Below are 22,075 nucleotides of genomic sequence, written 5' to 3'. Positions count from 1 at the left end.
AACACTCAACCACTCCGGTTCAGTCACCCAGGCAGTAGAGATACCCGTCCTTGGAGCCGGCGTAGATGCGGCGGTTCCAAACGATGGGGGTGGCATCAAACATCGGACCAGCCAGTCGGGCGAGACGACTGAGTTTGCCGCTTTCAGCAACGGCGTAGAGATCCATGCCGTTGTCGTATCCCACGACGATTCTGTTACCAACAAAGAGAGGTGTGGAAATCGAGCCCGTCGGCAGCTTCACCTGGTCCAGCACTACGGGCGTCGGATAGCGGTTTTTCCCGCGTGGCCCGGCAACCGTCACGCCAGCTTGTACTTTTTTATGGTTCACAACGGTCAGCATCCCGTCCACTCCGACAAAGCAGGCGAGGTCTTTGTTTCCGGCTGACGCATAACGATGGTTGACGGCGGGGGAGCCCACCAGGCCTCCTTGCCAGGTGTAAAACCGTTTGTTAGGCAGTGGATAATACCATTTGACACCACCACCAGGTTCGACCTTCATCACCCCACCCTGCCCGCTGATGAACTCACGTTCGATACCTAACAGGAGATGACTGTCGTTGGTCAAGGGCATCGTCCCGTTGAGGTCCCCACCGACATCCAGGGTCCAGCCCAGGCCGCCAAAACCGGTCGAACAGGCATAGACCCGACCACATCCCGCCGCGACGTAGGCTTTCCCCCGGTACAAGGTGGGAGAGGATTCGCAGCACAACTCATTCCGGTAGGTGGCGATGTCCGAGTCTTTGTAGAGCCGCATTTGTTTGTAAATTTTGGGAGCTGGAAACCCGTCCTTCACCCTGGCCTTGGAGGGACTGGGTGAAAACACGGTGAAGTATCCATTTTCTAACGGCACACAAGCCTTGGAGCCGATCATCAACGCCGAAGCATCGACATCACGGCTGTTGCTGTAGGTGCGCACGCTGTTGTGGCGCCACAGTATCTTACCGGTCATGTAGGACACCCCGTGAAGGCTGTGGGCGGGGCCGTTGATAAAATCATTGTTCCGCCCCATACGACTGCCTGTGATCAGCACGTAGCGGTTTTCCGGATCGCTACCACCGACATCGGCAAAAGTGGGTGTACCCTTGATGACGTCCCCCACGCTGGTGCTCCAGACCACCTTTCCGTCTCGGGCGCGGATTTTTTTGATATGGTGGCTCAGGGTTCCCTGGACCAGGTAGGTTTCTCCGCCTTCCCTGATCACCAGGGGCTGACCGGTCCAGCCTGCGCCTTTCCAGGTTTTCACCACCGAGCCTAACATCGTGCTACCACTGCCGAGGTAAACTTTCCAATGCACACGGAGACGGGACGGGGCCGAGTCCCCGTAGAAGTTCCTCTGGCCATCGCCGAGGTAGGTTCCGACAAGGGGGGTAACCTGGGCCGTCGATGACGATACCAGACACAAACCGGCCAGTAACATTGCAGGGATATTTTTCATACATTCAGTAAGAGCCTTTGATCGACTCCAGGGAAATGGTGTTAGGATATTTTTCGTAATTCTTATCGATATAATGCCACCACTCGGCAGGCAGTGGATAAAAACCGGCCTGGCGCATCGCGCTTTGGAGGATGTTGAGGTTTCTTCTGATCTCGGGATCCTTGTGCTGGTAGTTAGATGACGCGAGCGGCGAAAACGAATCGAAGCCCGTGGGCATCTTGACCGGTTTGCCACGCGAGGTCACCATGGTGACATCCACCGCTGTGCCACAGGAGTGCTGGGACGCCGCATTGTGCGGGTTGGCGACGTAGGTGTCGTTGTGCCCCGAGGCATCCCAGAGTCTGTTCTGCACAATGGGTGGCCGGTATGCGTCCCAGACCATAATCCGGTATCCGTAGGCTTTGACCAGGCGGTTGGCATGACTGAGGCGGCGCGCGGTTTCAGGTCGGAGCAGTGCAGGAAACGATGGCTCGTAAAACGGCTTTTTTGACAAGGTCGTGGCCCCTTTATACTGGAGGTCCACATGGATGGAGCGATCCACCTCCGCAACCCGCACTAGACCGGCCTTCGCCAGGACATGGTTGTTAGAAACAGGGAGAGCATCAGCTGTTGACTCCACATCACTGAAATGTTGGGAACAGGAAACCGTCAGGGAACAGAGTCCGACCAGGGTAAGGGTGCGCATACTCGCGGCATCCTAGCGACAAGTCCCACTCAGTCCAGCCTACAATTGAGTGCCAATGATAGAAAATCGTTGTATTGAGGACTCCAGCCCAGGTTTTTCAACTTGGCATTGGAAACCTTTTTACTGCTGTTCCCCCGCTTACGCGGTGCCTGACTAACAGCACTCGCCGGCATCGGCCGGTCAAAGTGCCGTGCCAATGCGGCATAGCAGTCGTGCTGGCTCACCGGCCCGGCGGTCACGTTGAATATTTCACCCTGCGGGAAAAGGGGCAGAGTGCCCAGTAGGAACACCGCACGTGCGACATCATCGCGATGGATGAAATTCATGATCCGCCCGCCCTTGCCATCGAGGGTGGCTGTGCCGGAGAGAAGGTTTTTCAGCACATGGCAGCGCCCTGGACCGTAGAGGCCGGAGAGTCGGGTGACCACTCCCCTTGCCCCGATGACGGTTTCCTCGGCCTCACGCAGGATCTTTGCTGTGGGTGTGGCGGGTATGGCCGCGCTCGATTCAGTGACCTCGCCATGGTCAGTCTGGGAGTAGACCGATGTGCTTGAAGTGAAAACAAGCCGCGCATCAGGAAAGCGGGCTAACAGATTCCGGACACCTTCGAGATAAACCCGCCGATAGGAAGCCTCCCCACCCCCACCCGAGGCGGCGCAGTGGATGATGAGGTCGTAGTCGCCAGACAGACCGGAAACATCCTCTGACGACGAAATATCACAGCGGATACATCCGTCTGTCCCGCCGCGGCTCAATTTGTCGACGTTCCAGCCGGCCGACAGGAATTTATTCTCCAGGGCCCTCCCCAGAAACCCGTAACCGGCGATGAGCAAACTAGCCATGCATCGAAATTCCCAACAACTCCTCGGTCGCCTCTCGTGGCCGGGCGGTGAGGATGTCAGGTTGGCCGTTGGTGATTAACACGGTGTGCTCGAAATGAGAGGAGTTCTTGCGGTCGTTGGTGATCACAGTCCAACCATCGCTGAGGATGGTGACACCCGCGACTCCGGCGTTTACCATGGGCTCGATGGCAAGCACCATACCGGGACGAAGCTTCGGCGAGCGACCCGGCGGCCGGTAGTTGGGCACCTGGGGCTCCTCGTGAAGATCGCGGCCTACGCCGTGACCGACAAATTCCCGCACGACGGTAAAACCATACTTCCTCACATGGGCCTCTACAGCCCCGCAGAGGTCGGCAAGAAGATTGCCCGGGCGGGCGTGATCGATGGCTTCGTAGAGCGACTGCTCGGTAGCGCACATCAGGCGTTTGGTTTCGAGGTCGATCTCACCAGCGGGCACAGTGGTGGCATTGTCACCAATCCATCCTGCTTTGGTGATACCCACATCGATTTTCAGGATATCACCGGGCCGAATCACCGTATCAGCGCCAATGCCGTGAACCACTTCCTCATTCCGTGAAATACAGATTTGTCCGGGGAATCCACGGTATCCGAGGAAGGCGCTTTTGCAGTCGCGCTCGCGCATCAACTCACCGGCGTAGGCATCGATCTCGCCGGTGGTTTTACCGGGTTGCACGGCCTTGGCACAGAGCTGGAGGATTTCGCTCGCGGTTTCACAAGCAACACGCATCTTTTTGATGTCTGCTGCCGTCTTGATGGGTATTCTTATTTTCCGGGCCATGGTCTTGATGATGATCGAGGGACGCGATGCCGAAGGGATAGGTGCTTTACCGGAGATGAAAAGAAAAAAGCCCTGCCAAACACATCTGTGTCAGGCAGGGCGGTCAAATGGATACTTTATTGCCTACTAACGTGAAGCCGTTTTTGCGCGCTCCCTGAGGACTTTGTTGAGAAGGTTCTTGCTACTGGAATCCGTGCGGACGATCTCGTCACCCACGACGATATCGACAACCACACCAATCATATTGTCCACCCGGCGACCGCCGGGCACGTTTGGTCCACATCATCCACCGCCGGACGCCGGCTTGCTCTTGCGTATGATGCTGACTTTCGAGGTTTCAACGGTGATGGTGTCCCCGTCATACAACTTGCCAGTGGCCAGGGTGCCGGACCGGGTCTTTTCGATGGTGCCCCCCTTGTTCAAATCCCCCTGGTTATAGTAGAGGGTGTATTTGAGGGTCACGGTCTCGACCGGGCGTTTGCTGCTGTTGTAGACCTCGATGGCGTAACCGGTATCGACGGCGTCGCCGCCGCCCTTGACCTTGATTTCCTCAAACTTGAGCCGGACGTAGCGGGCGATTGCCAGCAGGTCCTTTTTGGATAATACGTACTTCTGACACTCTTCGGAAAGGAGGCTCAGTGGAAAGCTCACCGTGTTCCCGGAGGCGTAGGTGACGGTCACGGTCTTGTTTTTGGCGTCATACGCGGAAAGCGTGGCTTCGAAGGATTTTGACTTATCGGCACTGTAGAAGGTCCTTGACTCGATCGCCTGGGACGGTAGTGCAAACGCGATGGTTGCCAGTGCTGTCAGCAGCAGTAGGTATTTACTGTTCATAATGGAAATGGGGGAAATGTGGAGCCGTGTAGAGTTTAATAGACCTGATTCGATGAAGAGTCAACCCGTCATTCCCGGCCCGCATCAACGCCCATCAGCCTGGCCGCCTCCCGCATCAGCTTCAATGCCCCCCGGCGATCCCCTCCAAGCATGGTGGAATCCTGAGTTTCGAGAATGCCCACCAGCGTAACCAGCCTTTCGGAGTCGAGCTCTCCCATCGACGGGGAGTTGGCCAACAGCATGCCGCAGGCGGCGACCGTCGAGGCAAAACGCATATCCGCACTAGCGTGAATCCAACTGGCGACACGGCCAATGGGTAAACGGGCTGAGCCTTCAACCTTCCCGCGTTGCCCCAAGGTGAGCGTGGCAATGGCACCATGGTCTGTGGCGGCAACGGCATCGTCGAGTTCAAGCTCGTAGAGCACATAGTTTCCATGTGACCGGGACATCCTGGAAGGGCCAGCGGGAGCTGCGCCGGAAGCATCCGCCGCAGCACGGTCCATCCGGGCATAGCCGATCAGCCTGACACGCTTCACCCTGTCCGGCTCGAGTTCCAGGGCGGCCGCGGCATCGGCTGCACCCGCATTTGAATCGGCATTGAGATGCACAGCGAGTAATACGGTAGCCGGGTTCCAGGGCGTGTGGCACAGCTCCATATCCGCAGCCAGTCCGGCCGCACTGACCATGCTGGCTTTTTTGTACCGGAAATGGTTCACCATCTCTTCAATGCGTACGGCACGCTGCGGCGGAAGTGTTTTCAGCTCTTCAATCGAGCGCTTCAACCATGGCCAGCTGGTGGCGCCAGCGGCCAGCGGCACGTTCATCGGCTCCCCGGACACGACATTCCGCCACGGCTGGGCCGAACCATTTTCCAGCTCGGGGAGTTGCGTGGCCGACAAGATATCCTCCCGCTTCATCCCCTCGACACGCTGCTCCACCTCCCTGCGGAAACTGGTAGTATCGTCACTGATGGCCGAGCTAACCGACTGAATACCTCCTTGCGCACCCGGCGTGGACCCGTCGTCGGGGGTGCCGTTCATTCTGGACGGGTCGACCACGGCGGGGACCGTCAGGCTGTCCATATCGACCTGCTCCCAGTCCCACTCGGCCAGATCATCGCTGCCGCCCTTGCCCGCTCCACCGCCTGGCCGACCGCCAACCAGGTAGAGCGCCAGTGCCACCGCCGCGGCCACGCTGATTCCCGCTATCGCCGGGTGCCTCCAGAACGGGACTTTGGCGCTGGGTAGATCGGCGGTCGCCGGGCTTGGGCCTGCGCGCCGCACAGCCCGCCGTTGCTCGGGTGTCAACATGAAGGTTTTATTGCCGCCGAGCGATTCCATCAGCAGGCTGGCTGTCTCACGCGCCTCGTCGACCGCGTTGCGCACACGCGCATCCATGCGCACCGCACGGGCGATCTCGATGGCATCGTTCCCCTTCAGCTCTCCCAGGGCGAAGGCGGTGATGCGGGGGTCATTGAGGTCGATTTTCATCTGATTGTTCAAAGGGTTGTTAGGTAAAAGGGTAGGGAAAAGGGGTTATTTCAGCTCATCCGGGAGGATTTCCCGGAGGCGTTTCATGCCGGTATGGATAAGGAAGCCGACGTTGCCACTGGAGAGTCCGGTGGCATCACTGATTTCCTGGTAACTGTAACCCTCTTCAAATTTGAGGAGGATCACAGTGGCCTGGTTCTCGGGTAGCCGGGCAATGTAGCTTTTCACCATTTCCACCCGCTCATGATCGGCGGTGATCTGACCCGGTGTCTCCACTCCACTGTCCTCGGCTGCGAGAATTTCGTCATCCACCGATACAAGACGCCTTTCCTTGCGCAGAACATCGAGGGCCCGGTTCCGGCACACGGTAAAAAGCCATGACTTCAAGCCATCGCTCACCTTGGATGCGTCTTGTTGATAGAGACGGATGAAAGTGTCCTGGACAACGTCGCGTGCCCGGTCGAGATCATGCACGATGGTCTTGGCGTAGCCGATCAGCGGCGACTCGTATTCCGAGACCGCGCGTTCGACCAGTTCTGCGCTGGTTTCCACCATGTTGTTCCCCTTCTGAATATTCTCCAGATTGCTGTTTATCGTATCATTGGCAACGCCCATTGCAGGCACTTTCTATGGGTTGAACGCACAAGACGCGGATTTCTTGGGGAAAAATCACTTTTTCCGGATAAAATAGTTCAGGTTCTCCAGCTCGAGGGCAAGATCGACGTTGTTGACGGTCACTTCCGCCGGCACTTGCAGCAGCACCGCCGCGAAGTTGAGGATACCCTGGATACCGGCATCCACCAGCACATTGGCAACCTCCTGGGCATGGTTGGCAGGCACACAGAGCACGGCCATCTGCACCTTGTTTTCCTTGATGAAAACGGGCAAATCATCAGTCGAATACAGCGGCACGGGGATGTTCCGGTCTTTCAGGCTTTCCGCGGCAGAATCAAAGGCGGCCAGGATCTCGTATCCCTCTTTTTTAAAACCATCGTAGCGCAGCAAGGCCCGGCCGAGGTTTCCGGCACCGACCATAATCACCGGATGCAGCTTGGCACGGCCAAGGCCTTCGTGAATCGCATGTCGCAATGCTTCCACAGGATAACCACGCCCCCGGGTCCCGAAGGTTCCGAAGTTCGCCAGATCACGCCTCAACTGGGACGGCTTCACCCCGGCGGCCGCGGCTAGAGCCGCGGAACTTACCATTTCGTGGCCATTTTCATGCAAACGCTCCAGACACCGACCATACAAGGATATCCTGTAGATCGATTTCTGGGATATTTCCAGCTTCTCCATCAGGGGACAATGCAGCGGTTTGGCACCCAGGTCAAGAGGTCAGGGATTGGAGGAATCGGCAAGCGCCGTCGCCGGGGGCGACTGGTTGATCAGATTGGTGATCTCCAGCGCCAGGTCGAGCGCCGCTGCACCCTGTTGCCCGGAGACCTCCGGCGTTGATCCCGCCTCGGCACATCGGACAAAAGAGGCCAGCTCCCGCTTCAGCGGCTCGTCTTTCTCCACATTCACCTCCACTTTTTCAATACCTGACTCCCCCATGCGATACATTCCCGCGCTCTGCTCCTGGTAGTCGAGCGATAAATAACAATCCCCCTGGAACACACGGATCTTACGCATTCTCTCCGGGCTGATCCGGCTCGCCGTCACATTGGCAACGCAGCCATTTTCAAACCGAATCCGCGCATTGGCTATATCCTCGCGCGAGGTCATCACCGACACCCCTACCGCATCCACACTCACCACTGGTGAACGCACCAGATGCAGAATGATTTCCAAATCATGGATCATCAGGTCTAACACAACCCCGATATCAATACTCCTGTTAGGAAACGGCGAGAGCCGGTGCGCTTCGATAAAACGCGGCTCGCTCAACCGGTCCTCCAGTTCACGCATGACCGGATTGAAGCGTTCAATGTGACCGACCTGAAGGATCCTACCACATTTCTGAGAGGTTTCAATCAAGGCACGCGCATCATCCAGGGTATCTGCAATCGGTTTCTCCATCAGGACATGGACTCCTTTTTCCATCAACGCACACCCCACATCCCGATGGGCGATCGTTGGTACGGCTACCGTTGCGGCATCCACCGCGGCGGCAAAGGCGTCCAACGAATCAACCGCCATCCCACCAAACTCGGCAGCCACAGCCTCGGCCTGCTGTTTATTCTGATCATAAATGGCTACCAATTCGACACCTTCAAGCAACGAAAAGACCCTCGCGTGATTTCTTCCCATGGCTCCAGCCCCTGCTACTCCTGCTCGTAAACTCATGGCGATACACCTAGTGGAAAGGCTCCACCATGGCAAGGCTCTTGCCATGGTTTGATCGACCGATGACAAAAAATAAGAAAAATAAGAAAAAATAAAAAAAGGACAAAAAACACCTAAGACACCCACCCGCCCGTGCGTTTCCAAGGCAGTGGAGCTCTGTATCCTACGGAAATCGGGCCAGCCCGACAAACGGCAAGCTCCAAACCACACCAAGTTCAAACCCAATCAAGCCCCATACAACCAACCCAAACAACCTACCTTCCAAAGCAAGTCACACCGCCAGCCACACCCCAACACCCGACCCTTCAACCCTTCACCAAACACGGACATTCCGCCTCGCCACCAGGCTCGAAATTACCCTGTTTTTGCGCTGGTCACCCTGGACAGCCCGTCTATATGCTATCGTCAAAGAATAAACCGCTTTAACTCAATTGAGTTAAAACCTTCCACAAACACCCAGTTGAACATCCAGATAAATCACTAACATCAAACACCTGAACAACCATGAGTTTACACGCCCAACTCTCCCCCGAAGCCCAAGCACGACTTCACGCCCAGCAGCGGAACTCGACCATCACCAGTATCATCATATCCATCCTGACAGTGCTGCTGATCGGTATCATCCTGCTCTACCTGCTCCTGCCACAACTTGATAACTTCACTCCTGAAATTGTTTCCTACCAGGCAGGCGCCGAGGACAAGGACAAGGTGACCAAACGCGAGATGACCCGCGCCGTCGAGCGCAAACCCTCCGCCCCGTCCTCATCGATGGCCAAGGTCATTGCTGCCAACACCACCTCACCCACCGCGGTCCCGGTTCCCGAGGTCGATGTGCCCGATCCCTCCACGGATTTCGGTAACGGCGACGACTTCGGCGACGGCTGGGGCAACGGCGACGGCGACGGCGGCGGCGGTGGATTCGGCAACATCCCCGCCACCATGCGCGAACGCTGCTCCAAGGATGACCGGCTTAACCGACTGGCCCAAAACGGCGGCAACGAACAGTGCGAGGAAGCTGTATTGAAATCACTGCGCTGGCTCAAGAAAACCCAGGCCGCCGACGGTAGCTGGACGAATAAGAAGGTCGCCATGACCGGCTTTGCCCTGCTCGCCTTCCTCGGCCACTGCGAAACACCCAACTCCGAGGAGTTTGGTGACGCCGTCACCCGGGCAATCGTTTACCTCGTCAATATCAGCATGAAGAATGGCGGCAAGCTCGCTGATGACGTCAAGGACAAGCACTGGCCCTATGAACACGCCATTGCCACCTACGCACTCGGTGAAGCAGCCACCTTCTGTATCAAACTCGGTATCAACATACCCAATCTCAAGGAAGCCACCAAGGCGTCCGGAGACTGGATCCTGGAACACCAGCACAGCTCGGGTAGCTGGGACTACGGTTATGACATGTCTGGAAACCGAGGTGGTGATAACTCCATCGGCCTCTGGCACATCCAGGCACTCAAGGCATGCAAACACACTGGTTTATGGGAGGAAAAAGTATTCAAAGGCAACATCCGTGCTGCCCTCGAGTATGTTAAGTCGAAACAGAACTCCGATGGCGGTATCGGCTATTCCTCGCCCAATCCCCATGGAGATGCTGGTTTCACCATGACCGGAGGAGGTATGCTCGCCTACCAAATGTGGGACAAGAGCCACGATTCCGTCGTTCGCAAAGGTGCAAAGTACATCAAGAAAAATGCCAAGTTCCAATACAACACCGAAAACGCCGACCTCTACCGCCACTACTATCACGCCCAGGCCATGATCAACCGCGGCGGCGCTGACTGGGAATTCTATAACGCCCTCTTCCGCGACGAACTACTCAAGAACCAAAACGCTGACGGAACCTACAAAAACGTAGGAGGCGGTGCCAAGGTCCTGGCTGTCGCCGCATCCTACCAAGGGGGCTCGGGATTGGCCGTCCACTACCGGACATGCCTCTGCACGTTCATGCTGGAGGTTTACTATCGATTCCTCCCTGCTACCGGCCAAAAACATTAAACAAACCACTCACCAACAAGGTTCAACCCTCACCGGCTCCACACACCTACGTGGAGCCGGTTTTGTTTATCTATTTTGTTAGTTTGTCTGAACATTTTATTTGTTTGCATCACAAAATGGCAGGCCTATATTGGTTCCAACACTCACACATTATCCCCCCAGCTTTCAATATCCCATGAGTTTACACGCCCAGCTTTCCCCGGAAGCCCAAGCACGACTTCACGCCCAGCAGCGGAACTCGACCATCACCAGTATCATCATATCCATCCTGACAGTGCTGCTGATCGGCATCATCCTGCTCTACCTGCTCCTGCCACAAATTGATAACTACACCCCGGAAATTGTTTCCTACCAGGCAGGCGCCGAGGACAAGGACAAGGTGACCAAACGCGAGATGACCCGCGCCGTCGAGCGCAAACCCTCCGCCCCGTCCTCATCGATGGCCAAGGTCATTGCTGCCAACACCACCTCACCCACCGCGGTCCCGGTTCCCGAGGTCGATGTGCCCGACCCCTCCACGGATTTCGGTAACGGCGACGACTTCGGCGACGGCTGGGGCAACGGCGACGGCGACGGCGGCGGCGGTGGATTCGGTAACATCCCGGCCACCATGCGCGAACGCTGCTCCAAGGATGACCGGCTTAACCGACTGGCCCAAAACGGCGGCAACGAACAGTGCGAGGAAGCCGTGTTGAAGGCACTGCGCTGGCTTAAGAAAACCCAGAAGCCCGATGGCAGCTGGGGATCACAATACAAGGTCGCCATGACCGGCTTTGCCCTGCTCGCCTTCCTCGGCCACTGCGAAACACCCAACTCCGAGGAGTTTGGTGACGCCGTCACCCGGGGCATCGTGTATCTGGTCAACGTCAATATGAAGAACAAAGGCAAGATGGCCTCCGACTTCAAAGGACACTGGAGCTATGAACACGGCATCGCCACCTACGCACTCGGTGAAGCCACCACCTTCTGCATCAAACTCGGTATCAATATCCCCAAACTCAAAGAAGCCACCAAGGCCGCCGGAGACTTCATCCTCGAACACCAGAACAAAAACGGCTCATGGACCTACAAATATGAAATGTCAGGTGGCCACACTGACAACTCGATTGGCCTCTGGCAAATCCAGGCCCTCAAAGCCTGTAAACACACCGACATGTGGGACGAAAAAGCATTCAAGGGAGTTATCCGCGAAGCCCTGGACTACATCAAAGGCTGCCAGGACTCACGCGGAGGCATCGGCTATGCAAATTCCAGTGGCCGACCCGACGACGTCGGCTGGACCATGACCGGGGCCGGTATGCTCGCATTCCAGATGTGGGGCAAAAGCCATGATTCCGTGGTCCGCAAGGGAGCCCATCATATCAGGAAAAATACCAAATTTGAATACAACGGCGCACACGCCGACCTCTACCGCCACTACTACCATGCCCAGGCCATGATGAACAGGGGAGGCGCCGAATGGGACTTTTACAACCAACTCTTCCGCGATCAGTTATTGAAAAACCAGAATGCCGACGGCACCTGGAAAAACGTCGGTGGCGGCGCCAAGATCAAAGGTGTTGCCACAACTTACGCTGGAGGCTCTGAAACGGCTGTCCTTTACCGGACCTGTCTGGCCACATTCATGCTCGAAGTCTACTACCGCTTCCTCCCAGCTACAGGAGCCAAAACCAGGTAGCCAAAACCAGGCAGCCAAACAAACTAACAAATTCGCATACGGCTCTCCATTCACGTGGGGAGCCGTTTCTTTTTACCCACAAAAACACACCTAAGCATCCGCCTGGCTCATGCGTTGTAACTTGTGAACGAGGAAATAATTCTTCGCCTCATCCACGAACCACCAACCCGACATCCCATGAGCCTACACGCACAACTCTCCCCCGAAGCCGAAGCGGCTTTGTTAAAGCAGCAAAGGAATACAACCATCACCAGCATCATCATCTCGATTCTATCATGTATCCTGCTATTGCTCATACTGCTCTTCTGGTGGCTTAAACCCATCGCGCCATTCAAGGAAGACTTCGTAACCTATAAAGGCGATCTCCCGGAGCCTCCCTCCCGCGAAAAACCCACTTTCAACCGTCCGGTGCAACACAAGCCATCCCGACCATCAGCGCACCTCAACAAGGTCATCATCTCTAACATACGTTCCAACATTGCGATCCCGGTAATCGACATCGACACCCCCACTCCATCCACGGATCTTGGCAGCGGGGATGACTTTGGCCAGGGTATGGACGAAGGCACCGGCATTGGATCGCCCGGGTTCAGGCCGCTGCCATATACGATCAGAAAACGTTGCTCCGAAGCCAACCGGATCGATCTCATTACTCAAAACGGCGGTAACGCACAATGCGAGACCGCCGTCGTCAACACCCTCCGATGGCTTCAAAAAACACAAAACCCCGACGGCAGCTGGACTTCTGACCGCAAGGTGTCCATGACCGCTTTTGCGCTGCTGACCTTCCTCGGACATTGTGAAACCCCTGACTCCGAGGAATTCGGTGACGCGGTCACCAAGGCTATTTCCTACCTCGTCAATGTGGGTATGAAAAACAACGGCAAACTCGCCGACGACATCAAGGACAAACACTGGCCCTACGAGCACGCCATCGCCACTTACGCCCTCGCTGAGGCCACCACCTTCTGCATCAGCCTCGACATCCCGTTTCCCAGATTAATGGAAACCACCAAGGCTGCGGGCGACTGGATTCTCGAGCACCAGCATACCTCCGGCGCATGGGATTACGCCTATGACATGTCCGGAAAGCGCGGTGGCGACACATCAATCGCCCTCTGGCACATCCAGGCACTCAAGGCCTGCAAACACACAGGGCTTTGGGAAAACAGCACCTTCCGCGACTGTATCAAAAAATCCCTCAGCTATCTCAAAGGGAAACAAGGACCCGATGGCGGGGTAGGTTACGCCTCCCCCTCACCCAGTGGAGAGGCTGGTTTCACCATGACCGGCGGCGCCATGCTCGCGTACCAAATGTGGGGTAAAAGCCACGATTCCGTGGTTCGCAAAGGTGCTAGGTATATCAAAAAAAATGCCAGACTCGACTACCATACCGCCGACGCCGACCTCTACCGCCACTACTACCACGTGCAAGCGATGATGCACCGCGGTGGCGATGACTGGCGGGCCTACAATACTCTTTTCCGCGACCAGCTGCTGGCAAACCAGAATGCTGACGGGTCCTATAAAAACGTGGGGGGCGGCAGTAAGGTCAAAGCCGTGGCCCCCACCTACCAGGGTGTATCAGTCACAGCCACCCACTACCGGACCTGCCTCGCAACCCTGATGCTGGAAACCTACTACCGCTTCCTTCCCGCAACCGGCAAAAACGCCATCCACTAGATCCGGGTTTCTTGTTTTCCCCGTTTTCATCACGGCTCCCCCCTTGCAGGCGGAGCCGTTTTCATCCCAACTTCATACCTTTTTCACACTTCTCACCTTGCCTGAACCCAAATCCCCACTAACATTCCAATGACAATCACAATGATTCATGGCAGATGAACAGACATGGCACCAAATCGCCGGCAACACCGCACGCAGGATCAACCTGGGTTGGTGGCTGCAAACCCTCGCCACCCCATTGCTCGTCTCCTCCCTGGTCATCGCCTGTGCCGTCCTCATCACCCGCCGTGAGCTCAATACCCTGCCATGGCTGGCGTTGGCAGCCGGCACAGGCGGTATCATCGCGGTGACCGGCATCCTCTCATGGCTCGCCGCACGCTCCCGTTTCGAGACCACCACACAGTCACTGGTCAGGATTGAAGCGACCATGAAGCTCCGTAACGCCCTGACCGCAGCCGATCACGGTATCGCCCCATGGCCCGAAGTCCCCGGCACCATCGATGATGGCGTCCACTGGCACTGGCAACGCCTGCTGCCCCCCATCGTCGGCGCCCTGCTCATCGTCACCTGCGGATTCATCATCCCCGTGCACGCCAAGTCCAATCACAAACCGCAACAACAGGAACCCAGCGCTTGGAGCGAAATCGATACCAGCCTCGACCAGCTCGATAACCAGGAGGTCGTCCAGGAGGAATACATCGATGAAATGCGCAAGAAACTCGAGAAACTTCGCGAACAGTCACAGGACGATTGGTTTAGCCACTCCAGCCTGGAAGCCACCGACAACCTCAAACAGAACCACCAGACCGAGCAGGAGAACCTGAAAAGCAACCTGCAACGCGCCGAACGCAGCCTGAACGCACTGCAAAACCAAGCTGCCAAAATGAATGCCGAGCAAAAACAACGCCTGCTCAACGAGTTCGACCAGGCGGTCAAAAAAATGCAGCAGGGCGACATGAAGCCTAACAAGGAGCTCCTTGAACAACTCAAAAAAATCGACCCCAAAGAACTCAATCAGCTGACTCCCGGACAGCTCGACCAACTGCGTGAGAACATGCGCAAACACGCCCGGAATCTCAACCCCGGACAACAACAAGGCAATCAACCCGGCCAGGGGGAAGGTGAGGACGACTGGATGAACGACTTCGAAGACGGCGACGGCGATGGTGATGGGGAAAACGACGAGGGGGGGCGCGGCGGCATCGACCGCGGACCCGGCCACGCCCCACGCCCACTCGGAAAAGAACACGATGACACCGGTGCGGGTAAACACGAGGGATTGAAGTCAGAAGACCAGCGTAATGCGCTCCCCGGTGACCTCCTCGAAACCAACGATGCCGAACACGACGTCGATCAATCAAAAACCGGACCCACCGCAGGTGGCTCAGTCGCCGGCAAAGGCACGGGCGGCGACCGCGTCTGGAAAGACACACTCCTCCCCAACGAGAAAAAGGCCATGAAGAAATTCTTCGAGTAAACTCCAAGCTACAAACTCCAAAAACCAATCTAAAGACTCTAAATTTGCCAACGCCTATCAGCCCATTTGGTTTTTGGAGCTTGGTTTATGAAACTTATAAAAAATCATGCAATTCGCCACCGAATCCGAAGTCGCCGCCGCCAGTAAACACGTCCGCTCACTCGGCACCACCCTCAATCAGGTTCTCTTTGGTCAGGAGGAGCTCATCGATCTTGTGATCACCGGCTTGCTGGCACGTGGACACATATTGTTAGAAGGCCTTCCCGGCCTGGGAAAAACGGAACTGGTCAAAGGACTCTCGAAAGCCCTCGGACTCGACTCCAAACGCATCCAGTTCACCCCCGACCTCCTTCCCGGCGACATCACAGGCAACCCGGTGTTGCAGGAGAGGGACGGCCACCGCGAATTTGTTTTTCAGCCAGGCCCGCTGTTTACCAACGTCCTGTTAGCCGATGAAATCAACCGCGCATCACCTAAAACCCAGTCGGCGATGTTGGAAGCGATGCAGGAACGCCGTGTGACCGTCATTGGCGAAACACATCATCTCCCCACTCCCTTCTTTGTCCTCGCTACCCAGAACCCGATCGAACTGGAAGGCACCTACCCTTTGCCCGAGGCCCAGCTCGACCGCTTTCTTTTTAAACTCGAGGTCAGTCGCAACAATGTGGAAACCTTGGAAAAAATCGTCACCCACCGTGAACTCGGCGCCGAGCCCGACGTGACCACGGTGATGGATGCCGCCCAGCTTGACGAAACTCTCAGCCTGGTCCGCCGCATCTATCTTCCCGATGTCGTGGCCAACTACATCGCCCGCCTCGTTGATGCCACCCACCCCGGCCAATCATCCGCCTCCAGCGGCATCAAATACGGCTCCAGCCCGCGCGCCGCCCTGTCGCTCGCGTCCGCCGCCAAAGCCCGCGCCCTGATCAACGAACGCACCCACGCGAGTTTCGAGGATGTGAAATACTGCGCCCCCGCCGTCCTGCGCCACCGCATGATCCTTGACTACAATGCCCGGGTCGAAGGTAAAACAACCAACGACACCATCCTCGCCCTCCTCAACGAAATTCCATTCCAAGCCAAGGACACCCCCAGAACCATGGTCAGTCAATAGTTGAAAAGCCTTGTCTATCGTCCGCATAGCAGCCCACCTAACAACGCCATGGTTTTCCTCCGTCACCGCCCGCTCGGCACCCTCGCCTGCCTGACCTGCCTGCTCGTCACCTTCCTGTCCCAGGGGCCCGTCCGGGCACAGCATCAGCTGATCAGGGAGGTCTACGATACCAAGACCAATACCTGGGCCAAGGTCACCTGCCTGCTTGGCAAACTCCCCGCGTATGGTTACGCCCCAATCCGCGTCGAGATCAACAACGGCACCAAACTCGACCGTGAACTAACCCTCAATTTCACCTCGAGGGACATGACGTCCCTGGGCAATGATACGGGCAGCCAGATGACCTCGGAGTTCACCTGCAGCTGTAAAGCCGGCGGCCAGGAGACCTACGATTTTATTGTCCCGCTGGTCACCATTTTCCAAACCGGTAGCTACGGCAGTGGCAGCGAACTCAATATGCGTTTGTTTTGCACCGGTTACCCGATGACCTCCGGCAGCATGAGCACGGAAACCAATGACAGCTGGCCATCGGTGCTGCTCAGTCACGATCTCTACGTGCCTAACGCATCCAGCCTCAACAGCCACATCAGCTCGGCTTATTCATCCATGGGAAATCTTGAATTTGCCGGCGACTTCGACCCCAGGACCCTGCCCACCGACTGGCGCTCCTACATGGGACAGGATGTCGTCATGATGACCAGTACCGACTGGAGCAAACTCGACCCCGGTGCCCGCACCGCTATTCTCGAGTGGAACCGCCTCGGCGGACACCTCGTCATATACACCACCAGCACCAGCGATGACCTGTCCACACTCCAGATTGACGAAAGCAAACCGGGGCAGAAAAAGACAGCCCGCAGCTTCGGGCGCGTCGACCTCATTCCCCTCCCGTCGTCAAACCTGCTCAATACCGCCACCACCCAGTCGCTGGTGAGCCCGCATGGACCCAGGTCCTCATCAAGTCAAACGCAACACGGCAGCCTGCTGCGCGACTACGCAGGCAGCTGGCCGCTTCACATCACGCTGGGTAAAAAAAGTTTCAACACCGCATTTTTCATCCTCATCCTGCTGGCCTTCGGCATTCTGGTCGGTCCGGTCAACTTGTTTGTTTTTGCCAAATCCGGCAAACGCCACAAACTCTTTATCACCACCCCCATTATCTCACTCGGTGCCAGCGCACTGCTGATTGTCATCATCATGTTCCAGGACGGCTTTGGGGGTCGTGGTCACCGGCTCCTGCTCATGGAGATCCAACCCGATGAAAACAAAGCCTACATCATCCAGGAACAGGCGGCGCGCACCGGCGTATTGTTAGGAAACTCTTTTGAAACCTCAGAACCCACCCTGATCACCCCCGTCGCCTTGAGCTCATCCCGCTGGTCGCGCGTGGTGACCAACGGCACCGCACCCACCTCATACACCGCCAACCACGGCAGCAAGGGACTCGACGTTGCAGGCGACTGGTTCCAGTCGCGCAGTATCCACGGCCACCTGTTAAAAACCGTGCGCCCTACCCGGGGGCGTATCGAGCTATCGCCCAAGGCAGGGGCACCCGTCCTCATATCGACCTTTGATTTTGATCTGGGAGCCCTCTATTACCACGCCCCGGACGATAGCTGGTGGAAGGCCGAGGCACTGGCAAAAGGAAACTCGGTCACTCTCGTCCCAAGCAATCCCACCGAGTTCAAACTATGGCTTAAAGAGCAGTCGAGCCGTTTCGCCCGCGCCAATTCCAATCAACTCAACGACATCGCCCTGCAACCGGGACGCTTTTTCACCGTCACCGAAAACGCCACCGGCATCGACACCTACGACTCCATCAAATGGCTCACCACAACCACCGTGATGACCGGACCCGTATCGCGTTAAGTTTCAAATACCAAACTCCAAAAACCAAGTACCAGCACGATGAAACGAAATACGAAACCATACGTTCTAGAAGGGAGAACCTTCCAGTTTGCTTTATCGGTTCGCTTGTTTCTGAGGCAGCATAAGTGGGATCCTGTGAGTTGGTCAGATGTAACTCAGGTATTACGGTCATCAGGCTCTGTCGCAGCCAATTTTGTTGAAGCTAATGAGAGCATCAGCATCGACGATAAACTCTACCGACTCCGCCTGTGTAGGAAAGAGGCCAAAGAATCAAGCCTCTGGCTTCGCCTCATCGAGGAAACAAACCCTACTACCAAGGAACAAGCTGAGGTATTCCTTCAACTCACCCAAGAAACGAGCGAATTGGTTAAAATTCTCCACACAATCATCAACAACAAGACCCAACAAATTTCCACCACCAAGTAACCGTCGCTCCTACCACTCATAGTTGCGCGACAACTTTGGTTTTTGGAGTTTGGTATTTGAAACTTAAAGCATGAGCAACGCCATCACCGTCAAAAACCTCTACCGCTACTTCGGCCCGCTCAAGGCTGTCGATGGTATTAGCTTCGAAGTGCCACACGGCTCGGTCTGCGGCTTTGTGGGAGCCAACGGAGCCGGAAAAACCACCACCATGCGGATCATGGCGACACTCGATTACCCGACGATGGGCAACGTCGAGATCTGCGGTATCAACGTGGTGAATTTCCCCGCCAAGGTCAGGTCCCTGATCGGCTGGATGCCGGATCATTTCGGTAACTACGACCACATGACCGTGCTCGAATACCTCGATTTCTATGCCCGGGCACTCGGCTATGCAGGCAAGGAACGCCAGATGCGCGTGCAGGAGGTGATGGAGTTCGCCGACCTCATCCCGCTGGCCGACCGGTTGTCTAACAAGCTGTCCAAGGGCATGACCCAGCGGCTTTGCCTCGGGCGATCACTCATTCACGATCCCCAGATCCTAATCATGGATGAACCCGCTGCGGGGCTCGATCCCAAAGCCAGGGTCGAACTCAAACACCTCATCCGCATCCTCGCAGAGGAAGGGAAAACCATTTTCATATCCTCCCACATCCTCTCCGAACTCGGGGAAATGTGTGACAGTCTGCTCTTCATTAACAACGGTCGTATTGTCCACCACGGCGATGCCGAGTCACTGCGTCATGGCACCGACAACACAGGTGGCTACTTTTTTGATGTGCAGGTGTTAGGCAATCCGCAAGCTCTTTCCGACTGGGTGGTCACCAATCCTTATGCCGAATTCATCGAAGCCCGCAAACAAGGTGGCCGGCTCCGGGTCGAATCCATCGATGTCGCGGCCCGTGTCCTCGCCAGCATGGTCAAGGACGGCCTGCAAGTCGTTGAATTCCATAAAGAGCAACGCAATCTTGAGGACGCCTTCATCGACATGTTAGACAAAGTCAACAAACCGCCCGCGATGCCCCAGCAGCCGTAAATTTTAAGTTTCAAACACCAAACTCCAATTCATAAATTCTGTTAATGTTGTTAATTCTGTCTACAAAATGGATCAACCTAACATAGATCACATCAGTGACTTTCCAGACAAGCTCAACCCGATGTTGGTGAAAGAGCTGCGGCAGGGGCTGCGGGGGGTGAGTTTTGTGATCCTGTTCATCGCCGTGCAGGCATTTCTTTGTTTTATCCTGCTGGTCACAGCGGCGGTGGCATCCCATGAAAATGCGGGCAGCTACCTGTCACAGATTATTTTCTTTTTCTTTTCCGTCGCCGTCCTCGTCGTCCAACCCCTGCGCGGTATCACCGCATTATCGGCGGAGATCCGCGGTGACACCATCGATCTCCTCAGCCTTACCAAACTGAGTGCATGGCGGATTACTTTCGGCAAGTGGGTGTCGATCGTCAGCCAGTCGGGACTCATACTCACTGCGATTGTCCCCTACCTGATCCTGCGGTATTTCTTTGGCGACATGCAGATGTTTGCCGAGATCCTACTCCTACTGAGCACCTTTTTATTGTCGGCGACATTCACCGCAATCACCGTGGGGTTGAGTGGTATGTCATCGGTCGTGATTCGTGTGCTGTTCCCCATTTCCGGTGCCTTTATCGCGTTTATCATGATCTGGTCGATGTACTTCGGTGGTCGGAATAATTACCAGGAAATCATCCAACTCGTCAGCCTGACCGATGCAACCACGACCCTGACGTTTACGGGTTTTGTCTCGGCAAGCATTTACCTCGCCTGGATGTGCCTGGACCTGGGGACATCGATGATTGCCCCCATTGCCGAGAACCGCTCATCCCTCAGGCGCATGGTGAGCCTTGGACTGATTATCATCACCGTGCTGGCATTCGCTTTTGCCGGCGTATCTCCATTCGGAGCGATCGTCATCGGCCTCGCCCTGTGCATTCCCATCAGCATGATTTCACTGACAGAAAACCCGCAATTGGTAAGCCCCATCGTCCGGCCATACACACGCAAAGGCACAGTCGGCAAGCTCGTGGGAAGGCTTCTCTATCCAGGGTGGGCGACGGGCCTTCTCTATGTCATTCTACTATACGGGGTAATGCGTGCCCTGGTGATGTTCCATGTATCTCGCGGCGCACACGTCGGGCAATGGGACATCATCGTGTTAAATTCCGTGTTTGCCGCGCTGTTCTTCCCTCTGGCACTGACACGGATCTTCGCCAGAAAACAGGAGAACCGTTTCGGGTTGTTTATCCTATTTGTCTGCACCCAGTTTTTAATTGTGCTCGTGGTCTTTGCCGTTGAATCCTTTTCAAGCGGCCTGCACATCATGCCGTATTTTTTCTGGATACCCACCAGCTTTCATTTTCTTAATGGCCCAAGCGGGATACCAGCGGACACCCACGTTTATGCAAGCTACTTCAATCTAACCATCTACGCCGCCATCGCACTCGTCACAACCCTCCCCGTGTGGAAACACATCAATCATGTGGAACGCCCAACCACGGATGACCAATGACCATTGACCAGCTCACTCTCTTATACACCCAGGCCTCTGTCTGTGCAGAGCGCCTTACCCTGCCGCTGCGTAGCCAGGTGTGGCGCGGCATGGCCGGTGAGTTCCAGGGGGCGGGCACCGGCTCATCGATCGACTTTCAAGACCACCGTGCTTACATGCCCGGTGACGACCCCCGGCATATCAACTGGCAAGCCTACGCCCGCACCGGGCAGTACACGATGAAGTTGTATCGCGAGGAAGTGAGGCCCGTCATCGATATCATCCTGGATGCATCCGAATCGATGTTTTTTGACCCCATCAAAGCCAACCGCACCGCAGAGCTGTTCTATTTTGCTGTCATCTCTGCCATCCAGGCCGGCGCAGCAACGCAGATCCACATTGTGCGTGGAGACAGCCACGCCACCCTCCCGATGGATGCCGTGACCTCCCACCTCTGGTTGGATACGGTGCAGGCGATCCGACCGGGAAACATGGCCAGCCCCTTGGCGCTCGACCAAATCCAGTTCCGCGGAAATGCCATCCGTGTGTTGATCTCCGACCTGCTGTTCGAAGGCGATCCCACACCGCCACTCCGACTCCTCAATATCCAGCAGGGCAAACCTATCATTCTGGCTCCATTTTTAAAATCAGAGGCCAACCCTGCATGGGAAGGCAATTATGAGTTTGTCGATGTCGAGGTGGGTAGCAACCACCCGCACCGCATTGAAAAAACCACCCTGAAACTCTATCAAAAAGCCTACGCCGCCCACTTTGCAGAGTGGCATACCGCGTCCAAACGCTTTAACGCCCCCCTCGCCCGCGTTTGCGCCGACCAACCGCTGCTCGACGCGCTCAATGAGGAAGCTGTGCAGGCAGGGGCACTTTGCATCGCCTAAAATCCAAGCTTTAAACTCCAAATACCAAAACCAGCACG

General features: G+C 56.2%; 19 protein-coding genes. 10 read left to right on the top strand and 9 right to left on the bottom strand.

What is annotated here, in order from left to right:
- Positions 1–19 precede the first annotated feature (19 nt).
- The 9 genes from H7A51_00795 to H7A51_00755 all read right to left on the bottom strand — a co-directional run bounded on the left by H7A51_00795 (position 20) and on the right by H7A51_00755 (position 8,371).
- Positions 20–1,435 carry a hypothetical protein gene (locus H7A51_00795; GenBank protein ID MCP5534754.1) on the bottom strand — a complete coding sequence of 472 codons (1,416 nt, stop codon included), beginning with the start codon at positions 1,433–1,435 and terminating at the stop codon, positions 20–22.
- A 4-nt stretch (positions 1,436–1,439) separates the two neighbouring features.
- The gene (locus H7A51_00790) at positions 1,440–2,120 is read right to left on the bottom strand and encodes a M15 family metallopeptidase (GenBank protein ID MCP5534753.1); all 681 of its coding nucleotides are present in this window, start codon (positions 2,118–2,120) and stop codon (positions 1,440–1,442) included.
- A 29-nt stretch (positions 2,121–2,149) separates the two neighbouring features.
- Positions 2,150–2,962, bottom strand: a complete 813-nt coding sequence (locus H7A51_00785) for an NAD-dependent epimerase/dehydratase family protein (protein MCP5534752.1) — start codon at positions 2,960–2,962, stop codon at positions 2,150–2,152.
- Complete coding sequence (gene map / locus H7A51_00780; GenBank protein ID MCP5534751.1) at positions 2,955–3,761, bottom strand: type I methionyl aminopeptidase; 807 nt, start codon at positions 3,759–3,761, stop codon at positions 2,955–2,957. Before map ends, H7A51_00785 begins: the two co-directional genes overlap by 8 nt.
- Before the next feature lie 282 nt (positions 3,762–4,043).
- Entirely contained in the window at positions 4,044–4,595 is a 552-nt protein-coding gene (locus H7A51_00775) for a hypothetical protein (GenBank protein MCP5534750.1), read from the bottom strand.
- A gap of 68 nt (positions 4,596–4,663) precedes the next feature.
- Positions 4,664–6,085 (bottom strand): von Willebrand factor type A domain-containing protein, encoded by a 1,422-nt coding sequence (locus H7A51_00770; protein MCP5534749.1) that lies wholly within the window; start codon positions 6,083–6,085, stop codon positions 4,664–4,666.
- A 45-nt stretch (positions 6,086–6,130) separates the two neighbouring features.
- The gene (locus H7A51_00765) at positions 6,131–6,700 is read right to left on the bottom strand and encodes a sigma-70 family RNA polymerase sigma factor (protein ID MCP5534748.1); all 570 of its coding nucleotides are present in this window, start codon (positions 6,698–6,700) and stop codon (positions 6,131–6,133) included.
- Positions 6,701–6,754: 54 nt separating this feature from the next.
- Positions 6,755–7,381, bottom strand: coding sequence for a redox-sensing transcriptional repressor Rex (locus tag H7A51_00760; GenBank protein ID MCP5534747.1), 627 nt, complete (start codon positions 7,379–7,381; stop codon positions 6,755–6,757).
- Between the two features lie 39 nt (positions 7,382–7,420).
- Complete coding sequence (locus tag H7A51_00755) at positions 7,421–8,371, bottom strand: Gfo/Idh/MocA family oxidoreductase (protein ID MCP5534746.1); 951 nt, start codon at positions 8,369–8,371, stop codon at positions 7,421–7,423.
- A 504-nt stretch (positions 8,372–8,875) separates the two neighbouring features.
- On the opposite strand from H7A51_00755, the gene H7A51_00750 reads away from it, so the two are divergent.
- From H7A51_00750 to H7A51_00705, 10 genes are all read left to right on the top strand, one after another.
- Positions 8,876–10,375: a hypothetical protein gene (locus H7A51_00750; protein MCP5534745.1), complete on the top strand. Its 1,500-nt coding sequence runs from the start codon at positions 8,876–8,878 to the stop codon at positions 10,373–10,375.
- Positions 10,376–10,550: 175 nt separating this feature from the next.
- Entirely contained in the window at positions 10,551–12,053 is a 1,503-nt protein-coding gene (locus tag H7A51_00745) for a hypothetical protein (GenBank protein ID MCP5534744.1), read from the top strand.
- 177 nt (positions 12,054–12,230) lie between these two features.
- Complete coding sequence (locus H7A51_00740) at positions 12,231–13,736, top strand: terpene cyclase/mutase family protein (GenBank protein MCP5534743.1); 1,506 nt, start codon at positions 12,231–12,233, stop codon at positions 13,734–13,736.
- Positions 13,737–13,884: 148 nt separating this feature from the next.
- Entirely contained in the window at positions 13,885–15,213 is a 1,329-nt protein-coding gene (locus tag H7A51_00735) for a hypothetical protein (GenBank protein ID MCP5534742.1), read from the top strand.
- Positions 15,214–15,319: 106 nt separating this feature from the next.
- Complete coding sequence (locus tag H7A51_00730) at positions 15,320–16,327, top strand: AAA family ATPase (protein MCP5534741.1); 1,008 nt, start codon at positions 15,320–15,322, stop codon at positions 16,325–16,327.
- A gap of 48 nt (positions 16,328–16,375) precedes the next feature.
- Entirely contained in the window at positions 16,376–18,196 is a 1,821-nt protein-coding gene (locus tag H7A51_00725) for a hypothetical protein (protein ID MCP5534740.1), read from the top strand.
- 39 nt (positions 18,197–18,235) lie between these two features.
- Positions 18,236–18,622 (top strand): four helix bundle protein, encoded by a 387-nt coding sequence (locus H7A51_00720; protein ID MCP5534739.1) that lies wholly within the window; start codon positions 18,236–18,238, stop codon positions 18,620–18,622.
- A gap of 70 nt (positions 18,623–18,692) precedes the next feature.
- Positions 18,693–19,655, top strand: a complete 963-nt coding sequence (locus H7A51_00715) for an ABC transporter ATP-binding protein (protein MCP5534738.1) — start codon at positions 18,693–18,695, stop codon at positions 19,653–19,655.
- A 67-nt stretch (positions 19,656–19,722) separates the two neighbouring features.
- Complete coding sequence (locus tag H7A51_00710; GenBank protein MCP5534737.1) at positions 19,723–21,162, top strand: hypothetical protein; 1,440 nt, start codon at positions 19,723–19,725, stop codon at positions 21,160–21,162.
- Positions 21,159–22,037 carry a DUF58 domain-containing protein gene (locus tag H7A51_00705; protein MCP5534736.1) on the top strand — a complete coding sequence of 293 codons (879 nt, stop codon included), beginning with the start codon at positions 21,159–21,161 and terminating at the stop codon, positions 22,035–22,037. The genes H7A51_00710 and H7A51_00705 overlap by 4 nt, the downstream gene beginning before the upstream one ends.
- Positions 22,038–22,075 lie beyond the last annotated feature (38 nt).

Source organism: Akkermansiaceae bacterium (assembly GCA_024233115.1).
Lineage (GTDB): Bacteria > Verrucomicrobiota > Verrucomicrobiia > Verrucomicrobiales > Akkermansiaceae > Oceaniferula.
Note: the sequence above shows the minus strand (reverse complement) of the source record. Positions and strands in the feature narration are given on the sequence as shown.